Here is a 12356-nt window from a genome sequence, read left to right on the forward strand (position 1 = left end):
TCAGCTTCAGCGTGCCGCCGTGGTCCCGGTTGGCCAGGTCGATGGCCTCGACGAGCTTCTCGTCGCTGCAGGGCACCTCCCGCGCCCGACCGTGCTCGTCCCGCTCCTCGCCACGCTTGCCCTGGTCCCGGTCCTTGCCGTCCCGGCCCTGCTCGTCCGCCTTGTTCTGCTCCTCGTGGGCGTCCTTCTCGCCGCCCTTGCCGGCATCGCTCGCGTTCTGCGGCGCGGCCGCGTGGTTCTCCGCGACGCGCTGCGCGTCGTCGGACTTGTCGTTGCGAGCGGCGAGGCCACCCAGCGCCGCCAGACCGACGACACCGGTCAGTCCGGCCACGCCGGTAGCGACCCAGATCGCGCGCCGCCTGCTCGTCGGCGGGCTCATCGGGGCCCCGCCGTCGGAAGTGGTTACGTCCTTGGACATCAGAGCCTTCCGCCCTTTCGGTTGCACAAAGGGGTCGCACCACCCCTCGTGGGGCGACCAGCTACAAACCGGTTGTAGCCTCTGATCGACACCGTATGAGAAGGATCCTCACGAGGCGGACGTATCTGAAAAAACCCCACATTCGCCTCACAGGAGGCGGCGGAAGACCGTTCGGCGCGTGCCGGCGAGGAGGGTGCCGAGCAGCGCAAACAGCGGCGGGCCCCACCACCGGCGGCAGAACGACGGAAACGTCGCAGCCGTCGGCGGTGGGGCCCGCCGTCAGGGTCGTACGGCCGGGATCAGCCCGGCAGGCGCGGACCGGCCTCGCGCTGCTCGGCCAGCCACGTCTCCACCTCGTCGGAGCGGCGCGGCAGGCCGGCCGAAAGGTTCACCGGGCCGCCGGCGGTGACCAGGATGTCGTCCTCGATCCGCACGCCGATGCCGCGCAGCTCCTCGGGGACCAGCTCGTCCTCGGGCTGGAAGTAAAGCCCCGGCTCGACGGTGAGCACGTAACCCTCGCCGAGCGCACCGTCCTTGTACATCTCCTTGCGGGCGTTGGCGCAGTCGTGGACGTCGATGCCGAGCATGTGGCTGGTGCCGTGCAGGGTCCACCGGCGGTAGACCGTCGAGGACGGGTCCATCGCCTCGTCCACGCTCACCGGCAGCAGGCCCAGGTCCTTCAGCGCCTCGGCGAGCACCCGCATGGCGGTGAGGTGCACGTCCCGGAACGCCACGCCCGGCTTGATCACCTCGATGCCGGCCTGCTGCGCGGCGTAAACGGCGTCGTACACCTGGCGCTGCAGCGGGGTGAACCGGCCGTTGACCGGCAGCACCCGGGTGACGTCCGCGGTGTAGAGGTTGCGGTTCTCCACGCCCATGTCCATGAGCAGCAGCTCACCCGGCCGGGTGGCGCCGTGGTTGTGCACCCAGTGCAGGATCGTGGCGTGCTCGCTGGCACCGACGATCGAGCCGTAGCCGACGTCGTTGCCGTCGTGCCGAGCGCGCAGCGCGAAGATGCCCTCCAGCAGCCGCTCGGAGACGCTCCGGTCGGCCGGGAGCGCCCGGGCCACGTCCTCGAACCCGCGCACGGTGGCGTCGCACGCCTCCTGCAGCTGCGCGATCTCCCACTCGTCCTTGACCAGCTTCAGCTCGGAGATGGCGATGGCCAGTTCCCGGTCGCGGCCCGGCTGCCCGTCGACCCGGGCCCCGTCGTACGGCCGCACCGCGGCGTCGACCCGGGCGTCGAAGCCGCGCAGCACCCGGGTACGCCCCGGCGCTAGGTCGGCCAGCGCCGCGTCCAGCTCGGTCAGGTCGGCGGTGGGCAGCCCCAGCTCGGTCGACCTCTCGTGCAGCGTGGGCCGGCGGCCCACCCACAGCTCGCCGTTGCGGCTGCGGAAGAACTCGTCGGTCTCCCGCGACGACCGGGGCCGCATGTACAGCGTGGCGTCGCCGTTCGGGCGCAGCACCAGCACGCTGTCCGGTTCGAGGTCGCCGGTCAGGTACGCGAAGTCGCTGCCCGCCCGGAACGGGTGGTCGGTGTCGTTGGCGCGTACCTTCTCGTTGCCGGTGGGGATGACCAGCGTCTCGCCGGGGAAGGCCGCGGCGAGCGCGGCGCGCCGCTTGGCGTAGTTGGGCACCTCGGGGCGGGGACCGACCGGCAGTTCGCTGTCCCGCCAGCCCTGCCGCATGAACGCCAGGAACGCCTCCGGGAAGTCGGGGTCGTGTGATTCGGTGCCGTCCGCCGGCTTGCCCTGCTGGGTCCGCTCCTCGGCCATGTCCGCCTCCTCGAGCCTCGTCGCTGGTGCAGACGGTACCGCGCGCACGGGAGCGGGGAGAGCCTGCGGTGCCGCGACGGCCGCTCCGGCCGCGTGGAAAGATGGCCATCATGTGCGGACTCCTGGCCTTTTTCAGCGCGCGCGGTGACGCCGCTGCCCATCGCGACCACATCGCAAGCGCACTGGAGTGCCTGCACCACCGCGGCCCGGACGAGACCGGGGTCGAGGTGGTGGGCGACGCCTCCGGCCGCTACGCGGACGGCGTGTTCGCGCACAAGCGCCTGGCGATCATCGACGTGGCCCTCAGTCACGAGCCCCTGCCGTACGCGAACGGTCGTTACCTGCTCACCTTCAACGGTGAGATCTACAACTACATCGAGCTGCGGGACGAGCTGATCCGGGACTTCGGCGCCCAGTTCGCCACGAACGGCGACGGTGAGGTGATCGTCGCCGGCTACCACTACTGGGGCGAGCAGGTGCTCACCCGGCTGCGCGGCATGTTCGCCTTCGTGATCTGGGACCGGCAGGAGCGGCGGGCGTTCGGCGCCCGGGACTACTTCGGCATCAAGCCGCTGCACTACCTGCAGACCCAGGACGGCCTCTACCTCGCCTCGGAGAAGAAGGCACTGCTGCCGTTCGCGCAGTCCGCGTACCAGGGCGACGCCGGGATCGACACCGCCAACCTGAGCCACTACCTGACCCTGCAGTACGTGCCGGAGCCGGGCACCCTGCACAAGGGGATCAGCCGGATCGGGTCGGGGGAGTACCTGACCTGGACCCCCGGCGGCCGGATCGAGGTACGCCGGTGGTACCGGCCGGTGTTCCGGCCGGCGCCGGTGGCCGACGAGCAGAAGCTCTACCACGAGATCCGGGAGACGCTGCGGGAGAGCGTCCGGATGCACATGCGCTCGGACGTGCCGGTCGGCTCCTTCCTCTCCAGCGGCATCGACTCCACCGCCGTGGTCGCCCTGGCCCGGGAGTTCAACCCGAACATCCTCACCTTTACCGTCGGGTACGACGTGCCCGGCTACTCCGAGATCGACGTGGCCCAGGACTCGGCCCGGCACCTCGACGTGACCACCATCCCGACCAAGATCGGGCCGCAGGACATGATGGAGGCGCTGCCCAAGATCGTCTGGCACCTGGACGACCCGGTGGCCGACCCGGCGCTGGTGCCGCTCTACTTCGTGGCGAAGAAGGCCGCCGAGCACGTCACGGTGGTGCTCTCCGGCGAGGGCGCCGACGAGTTCTTCGGCGGCTACACCATCTACCGCGAGCCGCTGTCACTGAGCACCGTGAACGGCCTGCCGGGCGGGGTGCAGAAGGGCCTGCGGGCGGTGTCGAAGGCCATCCCCCAGGGCGTCAAGGGCAAGAGCTTCCTGGAGCGCGGCACCACCCCGATCGAGGAGCGCTACTACGGCAACGCCCGGATGTTCACCGAGGAGGAGAAGCAGCACCTGCTGCGTCGCTACGACCCCTCGGTCCGCTACACCGACGTCACCGCGCCGATCTACGCCGAGTGCACCGAGCTGGACGACGTCACCAAGATGCAGTACGTCGACCTCTACACCTGGCTGCGCGGCGACATCCTGGTCAAGGCCGACCGGATCTCGATGGCGCACTCGCTGGAGGTGCGGGTGCCCTTCCTGGACCGCGAGGTGTTCAACGTGGCGGCCGGCATCCCGGTCGACCTGAAGCTGCCGCCGCGCTCCGAGGCCACCAAGTACGCCATGCGCCAGGCGCTGCAGGGCGTCGTCCCGCCGGCCATCGTCAACCGCAAGAAGCTCGGCTTCCCGACCCCGACCCGGGTCTGGTTGCGCGGCGAGATGTACGAGTGGGCCCGGCACGTGCTGGCCACCTCCGGCGCCGGTGACCTTATCGACCTGTCGTACGCGATGCGGCTGCTGGAGGAGCACAAGCGGGAGGAGGCGGACCACTCCCGCAAGGTGTGGACGGTGCTGATCTTCTGCATCTGGCACGCCATCTTCGTGGCCAAGACCCTCGACCCGGGCATCCAACGCAACCAGTCCGCCCTGCTCACGAAGCCGGTGGTCGGCAGCATGGTCCGCTGACCCAGGTGTGCGAAGGGCCCCCGGTCGAACCGGGGGCCCTTTCTCACGTCCCGGCGCGGCCCGAAATGCGCCAGGATCGGGGGTACGACCGACAGAGGAGGCAGGCAGGATGGGCTACGCGGTGGTGCTCGGCGAGGCGTTGGTCGACCTGCTCGAGACCAGTCATGACGGGCAACCCTGCTACCGGCAGGCGATCGGCGGCGGGCCGCTCAACGTGGCGGTGGCGGTGGCCCGGCTGGGCGGCGACGTCGAGTTCGTCGGGTCGCTCGGCGACGACGCGCTCGCCGAGCGGATTCGCGCCTTCCTCGGCGAGGCCGGCGTCGGGCTGGCCGGAGCGGTCACCGTACCGGCGCCGACGGCGTTGGCGGTGGCCACCTTCGCTGGCCCGGAACCGGATTTTCGTTTCTACGGTGAGCCCCGCTCGTACGGGCTGCTCACCGCCGACCACCTGGACGTGGCCCTGGTCGAGGGCGCCGACGTGCTCTACTGCGGCTCGATCGTGCTGCTCCACCCGCCGGTGCTGGCCGCCGCCCGGCGCGCCTGGGCGACCGCCGGGGCGCTGCGGGTGTTCGACCCGAACGTCCGTCCCCGGCTGCTTGACGGGTCCGGCGCGCTGGACGGGCTGCGCGAGGTGGTCGCCGAGTTCGCCGCGAGCGCGCACCTGGTGAAGCTGAGCACCGCCGACGCGGCCGTGCTCTACCCGCACCAGCCGGTGGAGGGGGTCGCCGCGTACCTGCGAGAGTTGGGGGCGGCCACCGTGGTGGTCACCCTGGGCGCGGACGGCGCGCTGGTCGCCGCCGCCGACGACGTGGTCCGCGTCCCCGCCCCGAAGGTCCAGGCGGTGGACGCGACCGGCGCCGGGGACTCGGTGATGGGCGCGTTGATCGCCGAGTTGCTGGCCGCCGGCGAACCGGTGGACCCGGTCGGTTGGCGGGACCGGGTCGCCTTCGCCCTGCGCGTCGCCGGGGTGGTCTGCGAGTCTCCCGGCGGCGCCGTCGCCATGCCCACCCGCGCCGCCGTGCTCGCCCGCTTCCCTGCCTGACCGGCCCCGGTCAGCGGGCGCGGGTGAGGGTGTGCACGGCGGCCAGGGAGAGCGCGGCGGTGGCGGTCAGGACGGCGGCCATCGGCACCGCGCTGCCCTCGCCGCCCAGCCCGACCAGCGGCGCGGCGAGCGCGCCGACCACCGACTGGATGCTGCCCAGCAGCGCGGCGGCGGTGCCGGCGTGCCGGGCGTGCGCGTCCAGCGCCAGCGCGGTGCTGTTCGGCGTCACCATGCCCAGCGAGCCGACGAAGGCCAGCAGGGGCACGGCGACCAGAGCCAGGCTGCCGGCGAGCGCCCCGGTCAGCACCCCGACCGCGGCGACGGCGCTGACCAGCAGGGTGGTGATCAGCAGCCGGCGCGGCTCGAACCGGTCGAGCAGCCGGGCGTTGACCTGCCCGGTGGCGACCAGGGCGAGTGCGTTCAGCCCGAAGACCAGGCTGAATGTGGCCCCCGACACGCCGAAGACGTCCTGGAACACGAACGACGACCCGGAGATGTACGCGAAGAGCCCGGCGAAGGCGAAGCCCTGGGTCAGCGCGTACCCCAGGTAGACCCGGTCGGCGGCCAGCGACCGCATGGTCCGGGCGGTGGCGGCCAGGCCGCCGGTGCTGCGCCGCTCGGCGGGCAGGGTCTCCGGCAGCCGCAGGGCGACCGCGACGGCGAGCAGCAGCCCGATCGCCGCCAGGGTGAGGAAGACCGCCCGCCAGGACCCGAACCGCAGGACCAGGCTGCCGACGCTGGGCGCGGCCACCGGCGCCACGCCGAAGATCAGGGTGAGCCGGGAGAAGTACTTCGCCGCGGCTCGGCCGGCGTAGAGGTCGCGGACCACCGCCCGGGCGACCACCACCCCCATGCCACCCGCCAGGCCCTGGGCGAAGCGCGCGGCGGCCAGCGTGGGGGCGGTCGGCGCCGCCGCGCAGAGCAGCGCCAGCAACGCGTACGCGGTGACGCCGACCAGGACCGGGCGCCGCCGGCCCCAGCGGTCGCTGAGCGGGCCGGTGACGAGCTGGCCGAGGGCGAGACCGATCAGGCAGCTCGTCAGGGAGAGCTGGATCTGGGCCTGGTCGGCGCCGAGATCGCGGGTCATCGCCGGGAACGCTGGTAGGTACATGTCCAGCGAGAGCGGGCCGATCGCGGTGAGGGTGCCGAGCAGCACGAGCAGCGTCGCGCCTCCGTCGCGTGGGTCCGCCGCGACGGTGGACGGCGGCGCGGTCGGCTGGACGGTCTGGCTCAACGCGGTTCCCCCAGGGTCGATGATCGCCGGCTAACCTTAGCTCTGTAGGCAGAACTATTGCGCTGTGAAGTAGGTGACCTTGTGTCGAGCGAGGAGGGCGTCGCCCGGCTCGGCGCCGTGGTGGGGGAGCTGCACCGGCTGCTGCGGCGCAGCGCTGCCGGCCGGGCAAACCGGGAGGTCCTCCCGGAGGCCCAGGTGGAGCTGCTCCTGCTGGTCCGCGCCGAGCCCGGGATCAGCGGCAAGGAGGCGGCCCGACGGCTCGGCACCGCGCCGAACACGGTGAGCACCCTGGTCGGCGACCTCGCCGACGCGGGGCTGCTGGCGCGGGAACGCGACCCGGCCGACCGTCGGGTCGTCCGCCTCCGGCTCACCGACGCCGCCCAGGCCCGGATGACGGATCACGCGGCGCACCGCAGCGCCCTGCTCACCGAGGCGCTGGCCGCGCTGGATCCGGCCGCCCGGAACGCGGTCCTGGGCGCCGTCCCGCAGTTGGACGCCCTGCTCACCCACCTGCGCGGGACCCGCGACGACGACCGCCCGGGCGGGGCCCAAGATCATGCTCGAACCGTGAAGTAGGGGCCTCCCGGGCGGCGAGGAGGCCCCTGTTTCCTGGATCGAGCGCGATCCCGATGTGGCCTCTCGCCGGGCGGCGGCGTCAGGCGGTGCCGTCGAGCTCGGCGTAGCCGCGGCGGGCGGCGAGCAGGCCGGGGCGGGCGCCGAAGGGCGACTCCGCCGCCACCCGCTCGGGCGGGGCGTTGCCGGTGTGGCCGGCCCGGATCAGCCAGGCCTGCTGGACCAACTGGGCGTGCTGGGCCCGGACGAACTCCACGTCGACCGGCGTGCCGTGCCCGGGCACCACGACCGTGCCGGGGGTGGTCAGCCGCAGCAGGTCGGCCACCGCGTCCGGCCACTGCAGCGGGTACGACTCCTCGAAGGCCGGCGGACCGCTCTGCTCCACCAGATCGCCGGCGACCAGCACGTCCGCGTCCGGCACGTGCACCACCAGGTCGGCGTCGGTGTGCCCGTGCCCCGGGTGCCGCAGCAGCACCCGCCGGCCGCCGACGTCGAGCACCGTTTCCTCGCGCACCGGGTGGGTCGGGGCCAGCAGTTCGGTGCCGGTCAGCTCGGCGGCGAGCGCCGGCTGCTCGTCGCGCATCTCCTCGTACGCCGCGCGGCGCAGCTCGTCGGGGCGGTCGCGCAGCGCGGCGGCGGCCAGCTCGTGGGCGTAGACCGGGCGGGGCGGGTCGGCGGCCAGGGTGGCGTTGCCGAAGCAGTGGTCGAAGTGGTGGTGGGTGTTGACGATCGTCCACGGGTGCGCGGTGACCGCCCGGGCGGCCTCGGCCAGCTCCCGGGCCTGTCCGGCGGTGGAGAGGGTGTCCACCAGCAGGGCCGCGTCGTCGCCCACCACCAGCGTCGCGTTGACCTGCAGCAGCGGCTCGCGCAGCAGGTGGACGCCGTCGGCGATCTCGACGAATCGGGCGGTCATGACGCCCGCGAGGCGCGCTCCAGGAAGCGCTGCCGGTCGACCAGCACGCGCTCGACCCGGCCATCGGCCACGATCTCGTCGCCTTCGGCGACCGTCACCTCGAACAGCAGGCGCCGGCCGTCGACCTTGGCCAGCCGGGCCCAGGCGACCACCGTCCGCCCGACCGGGGTCGGCGCCCGGTGGTCCAGTTCGACGCGGAGCCCGACGGTGGTCTGTCCGGTCGGCATCCGCGTCGCGGTGGCCGCCACGGTCGCCGCCTCGACGAGGGCGAGCACCCGCGGCGTGCCGAGCACCGGCACGTCACCGGAGCCGACCGCCTGCGCGGTGTCGGCGTCCGTGACGGTCAGCTCGACCCGGGCGGCGAGGCCCGGCGCGAAGGGCGTCTCCGGCTGCTCCTGCATGCCCCGAGCCTAGACGAGGCGGGGCGGGGACGCCCGCTCTCCGTACCGTCGTTCCTTCGGCCGGCGGGTGGTCGCCGTCAGTCGATTCGTGGCCCGCCGTTAACCTTGACCGCGATGGCCGTCGTGACAGACCCCCAGCCCCCCGCCCGGACCGGTACCACCTCCTCGCCCGACGGCGGACGCCGCCGGGTGGTGGCCATGACGATCTGGGCGCTCGGCTTCGTGGCCGCGTGGTTCGCCATCGGCTTGCCGACCGACCCCGCGTACGCCTTCCTCTGGATCTGGGCGGGCACCATCGCCTGGCACTCCGCCCGGCCGTGGCGCAGCCACCTGCGCTTCGCCCGGGACTGGATCCCGGTGGTGCTGCTGTTGGCCGCGTACAACCTCTCCCGGGGGTTCGCCGACAACGGCGCGACGCCGCACGCCATGGAGTTGATCGTCGCCGACCGGTTCATGCTGGGCTGGGCCACCGGCGGCGAGGTGCCCACGGTCTGGCTCCAGCAGCACCTCTACCGGCCTGAGGTGCACTGGTGGGACGTGCTGGTCAGCTGGGTCTACTTCTCCCACTTCGTGGCGACGCTGGCCGCCGCGGCGGTGCTCTGGCTGCGCGACCGCGCGCGCTGGGGGGCGTACATGCGGCGCTGGGGCTTCCTCTGCGCGGCCGGGCTGGCCACCTACTTCCTCTACCCGGCCGCCCCGCCGTGGTGGGCCGCGCAGAACGGCCTGCTCACCGAGGTCGCCCGGATCTCCACCCGGGGCTGGAAGGAGATCGGCATGCACGGCGCGGGCAACCTGCTCAACGCCGGGCAGATCGCCTCCAACCCGGTCGCCGCCATGCCCTCGCTGCACACCGCGTTCGCCCTCTTCGTGGTGCTGTTCTTCCTGGGTTCGGTGCGGAAGCGCTGGTGGCCGCTGTTGCTCGCGTACCCGCTGGCGATGACCTTCACCCTCATCTACAGCGGCGAGCACTACCTGATCGACGTGCTGGTCGGCTGGGCGTACGTCGGGCTGACCTTCCTGGTGGTCGGCCTGGCCGAGCGCTGGTGGGCGGCCCGCCGGGCGCGGCCCGCGGCGGCCGCCGGTGGCCCGCAGCAGGCCGTGCCGGCCCCGGCCGCCCCGGTCGACGCCGAGCTGCCCGTCGCCGACCCGGTGCCCGCCGAACGCTGACGTGTCGCGGGCCGGGCGCCGGCGCGGTGCCGGCCGGGAACGCCCCGGTCAGCGTCGCCGGCCCCGGTCGGCGTGCCGGGCCGCGTGCGCCCGCGCGGTCAGCTCGGCCGCCAGGTCCCACGCCTCGGCCAGGTCCCGGTCGGGTGCGGCCGCGCCCGACCCGCCGGCGGTGTCGGCGTGCACCGTGGCCAGCCGCAGCCGCCGCTGTGCCGGACCCTGGGTCACCCGGACGCTCTGGATCCGGGCGTACGGCACCAGCGTCAGCTGGCGGGTGAGCAGCCCGGAGCGGGCGACGAACACCCGCTCGTCGAGGCCGGCGCCGACCGCCGCGCGGGTCAGCGGACGCAGCCAGCGCGCCCGCCGTGGCGGCGCCGTCGACGGCAGCGCGGCCAGCCGTACGCCGGGCAGCACCTCCGCGACGATCAGCTCGCCGGTCCGCGCGTCGCCGACCGGCAGCAGCCGGTCCGGCCGGTTCCGGTCGTCCGGCTCGGCGGCCGAGTAGCCGGCCACCTCCAGCCGCAGCCGCAGCCACCCCTTCATCCGCCAGAGCAGGGGCCAGGTCACCCGGACGGTCTGCACCCGGTGCAGCGGGACGGTCTGCACCCGGGTCTCCAGCAGGCCGTTGTGGACGCGCAGCGTGCCGTCGTCCCGGTCGAGCCGGAACGCCCAGTCGTCGAGCACCCGGCGCACCGGTTGCAGCACGACGCCGGCCATCGCGGTGAGGGTGCTGGCCACCGCGATGAACGACCAGGACCCCTCGGAGAGGAACTGCGCCACCACGAAGGCGACGCCGAACGGGAGCAGGAACGCCTGCGGGGTGAGTAGCTGGCTGACCAGCAGGTCCTGGTTGCGTACGGTGTGCAGTCGGCGCCCGGCCGGCGCCGGTGGCGGCGGCGCGCCGGCTGCGGGCGGGACGACCTCGGGCGCGCGGCCGGCGACGGCGAGCAGCCGCTGCCGCAGCGCGCCGGCCTCGGCCACCCCCAGGTACGCCAGCGGCGCCTCGGTCTTGCCCCCGCCGACCACCTCCAGCCGCAGCTCGGCCAGCCCGGTCAGCTGCGCCAGCAGCGGCCGGACCACCTCCACGGCCTGCAACCGCTCCAACGGGATCGCCCGGGTACGCCGCCAGAGCAGGCCCTCGTGCACCCGCAGTTCGCGGCCCACCACGTGGTAGCCGGTGTTCCACCAACTCACCACGGCCAGCACGGTGGCCCCGGCCACGAAGACCGCCACCAGCACGGTGAACCAGCCGAAGCCGACCCGGGACAGCGTCGACCAGGACAGGCCGGCGATGACCACGACCAGGGACTTGGCGCCGTGCAGCACCGGGCTCAGCGGATGCAGCCGCTGCCGCGGCTCCTCGCCGCCGGGCGGCGGCAGGGTGGGACTTCCCGGCCAGCCGGGAGCGGCCCCGGGCGGTGTCCATGGGCCGGGTCCGGGTGGCGTCCACGGGCCGGGGCTGGGCGGGCCGGCTCCCGGCTGGCCGCGCCCCGCGGGCCCGGGCTGTCCGTAGCCGGGCGGCGGGGCGGCCTGTCCGTAGCCGGGGGGAGGCGGGGCGGGCTGTCCGTAGCCGGGCGGTGGAATGGGCTGGCCGTGGCCGGGCGGAGGCGGCCCGGGCCGGTCAGACGGCGGCCAGGTGGGGCCGGCGTGCCCCGGCGCGGGCGGCGCGGGCTGGCCGTACCCGGGGTGGGACCACGGGGCCGGAGCGGCGGGCCGGTCGTCCGCGGCCGGCCGCGGCAGCGGGCCGGGCTCCGGGTCGGCCTGGTGCGGTGCCGGGTCGGCCGGGTGCGGGATCGGGGCGCCGGGCTCGGGGTCGGCCGGGCCGTGGCTCACAGCCCCTCCGCCCGGTCCTCGCCCAGTGCGGTCAGCCGGTCCCGCAGCCGGGACGCCTCCGCCGGCCGCAGGCCGGGCACCCGGGCGTCGCTCGCCGCCGCGGCCGTGTGCAGCTGCACCGTGGCCAGGTCGAACGCCCGCTCCAGCGGGCCCGCGGTCACGTCGACGAACTGCATCCGCGAATACGGAACGATGGACAGCCGCCGGACCAGCAGCCCGTGCCGGACCAGCAGGTCGTTCTCCCGCTCGGCGTAACCCCACGCGTGCACGGCCCGGACGATGGTGACCGCCCGCCAGGCGGCCAGCAGGACCGCGACGCCGAGGACGACGCCGGGCAGCCAGTGGCCGGTGATCGCCCAGGCCACGCCGAGCACCACCAGCGCCACGGCGAACCCGATGCCGAGCCGGATCAGCTCCACCCAGATCAGGTCGCGGGAGATCGGCTGCCACTGGACGGTGTCCGGCCAGGGCTCCAGGGGGCCGGGCCGGGTCGGCGGGCGGCCGGCGAGGTCGTCACCGTTCACCGGGGGTGATCCGTTCCGCTGGCGCACGCGGCCGCCTCGCTTCGCCCGACGTCGGCGCGAGGCGCCCGGTTGCTGAGCTGAATGGTTCCCTCGCTCCGCTCGCTCACGCTTCGAGCGTAGGCGATTCCGGCACCGCCACCACCTCGCGGAGGAAGCCGCGTGCGTCGAGGAACGCCCCGAGGGACTCGCGGTGCTCGGCGCAGGCGAGCCAGGTCTTGCGCCGGTCGGCGTCGTGCAGGCGGGGATTGTTCCAGCGCAGGGCCCAGACGGCGAGGGCGCGGCACCCCCGCGCGGAGCAGACCAGCGCCTCGTCGGCGGGAGTGGGAATGGTCACCGGAGCGAGTCTAGGCCCGCACGCCCGGGAAGCTTAGCGCCGGGCGGCCACGGGGGGAGCCGCCCGGCGACGG

At 74.2% G+C, this 12356-nt stretch carries 11 protein-coding genes and 1 pseudogene; 4 read left to right on the top strand and 8 right to left on the bottom strand.

What is annotated here, in order from left to right; translation table 11 throughout:
* Both FXF52_RS28885 and FXF52_RS28890 read right to left on the bottom strand, forming a co-directional pair.
* Nucleotides 1–418 (bottom strand): annotated as a pseudogene (locus tag FXF52_RS28885) (hypothetical protein); the annotation flags it as partial.
* 299 nt (nucleotides 419–717) lie between these two features.
* Nucleotides 718–2193 carry an aminopeptidase P family protein gene (locus FXF52_RS28890; protein ID WP_148801491.1) on the bottom strand — a complete coding sequence of 492 codons (1476 nt, stop codon included), beginning with the start codon at nucleotides 2191–2193 and terminating at the stop codon, nucleotides 718–720.
* 110 nt (nucleotides 2194–2303) lie between these two features.
* Here FXF52_RS28890 and asnB point away from each other — a divergent pair, with 110 nt between their 5' ends.
* The gene (gene asnB, locus FXF52_RS28895; protein WP_148801492.1) at nucleotides 2304–4265 is read left to right on the top strand and encodes an asparagine synthase (glutamine-hydrolyzing); all 1962 of its coding nucleotides are present in this window, start codon (nucleotides 2304–2306) and stop codon (nucleotides 4263–4265) included.
* 109 nt (nucleotides 4266–4374) lie between these two features.
* Entirely contained in the window at nucleotides 4375–5307 is a 933-nt protein-coding gene (locus tag FXF52_RS28900; protein ID WP_148801493.1) for a carbohydrate kinase, read from the top strand.
* A gap of 10 nt (nucleotides 5308–5317) precedes the next feature.
* On the opposite strand, the gene FXF52_RS28905 is transcribed toward FXF52_RS28900, so the two are convergent.
* Nucleotides 5318–6541 carry a multidrug effflux MFS transporter gene (locus tag FXF52_RS28905; protein WP_148801494.1) on the bottom strand — a complete coding sequence of 408 codons (1224 nt, stop codon included), beginning with the start codon at nucleotides 6539–6541 and terminating at the stop codon, nucleotides 5318–5320.
* Between the two features lie 81 nt (nucleotides 6542–6622).
* On the opposite strand from FXF52_RS28905, the gene FXF52_RS28910 reads away from it, so the two are divergent.
* Nucleotides 6623–7117: a MarR family winged helix-turn-helix transcriptional regulator gene (locus FXF52_RS28910; RefSeq protein ID WP_148801495.1), complete on the top strand. Its 495-nt coding sequence runs from the start codon at nucleotides 6623–6625 to the stop codon at nucleotides 7115–7117.
* Between the two features lie 79 nt (nucleotides 7118–7196).
* Here FXF52_RS28910 and FXF52_RS28915 read toward each other — a convergent pair whose 3' ends face one another.
* A complete protein-coding gene (locus tag FXF52_RS28915; RefSeq protein ID WP_148801496.1) occupies nucleotides 7197–8027 on the bottom strand; it encodes an MBL fold metallo-hydrolase in 831 nt (276 codons plus the stop codon).
* The gene (locus FXF52_RS28920) at nucleotides 8024–8428 is read right to left on the bottom strand and encodes a thioesterase family protein (RefSeq protein WP_148801497.1); all 405 of its coding nucleotides are present in this window, start codon (nucleotides 8426–8428) and stop codon (nucleotides 8024–8026) included. Before FXF52_RS28920 ends, FXF52_RS28915 begins: the two co-directional genes overlap by 4 nt.
* A gap of 114 nt (nucleotides 8429–8542) precedes the next feature.
* On the opposite strand from FXF52_RS28920, the gene FXF52_RS28925 reads away from it, so the two are divergent.
* Complete coding sequence (locus FXF52_RS28925) at nucleotides 8543–9595, top strand: phosphatase PAP2 family protein (protein WP_148801498.1); 1053 nt, start codon at nucleotides 8543–8545, stop codon at nucleotides 9593–9595.
* Nucleotides 9596–9643: 48 nt separating this feature from the next.
* Here the strand turns inward: FXF52_RS28925 and FXF52_RS28930 are convergent, their stop codons facing one another.
* From FXF52_RS28930 to FXF52_RS28940, 3 genes are all read right to left on the bottom strand, one after another.
* A complete protein-coding gene (locus FXF52_RS28930) occupies nucleotides 9644–10972 on the bottom strand; it encodes a PH domain-containing protein (RefSeq protein WP_255472448.1) in 1329 nt (442 codons plus the stop codon).
* Between the two features lie 449 nt (nucleotides 10973–11421).
* Nucleotides 11422–11949: a PH domain-containing protein gene (locus FXF52_RS28935; RefSeq protein ID WP_148801499.1), complete on the bottom strand. Its 528-nt coding sequence runs from the start codon at nucleotides 11947–11949 to the stop codon at nucleotides 11422–11424.
* Between the two features lie 103 nt (nucleotides 11950–12052).
* Nucleotides 12053–12283 (bottom strand): hypothetical protein, encoded by a 231-nt coding sequence (locus FXF52_RS28940; RefSeq protein WP_148801500.1) that lies wholly within the window; start codon nucleotides 12281–12283, stop codon nucleotides 12053–12055.
* Nucleotides 12284–12356: the final 73 nt, after the last annotated feature.

It is taken from the genome of Micromonospora sp. MP36, assembly GCF_008119785.1.
In the GTDB taxonomy this organism is placed as follows: Bacteria; Actinomycetota; Actinomycetes; order Mycobacteriales; family Micromonosporaceae; genus Micromonospora.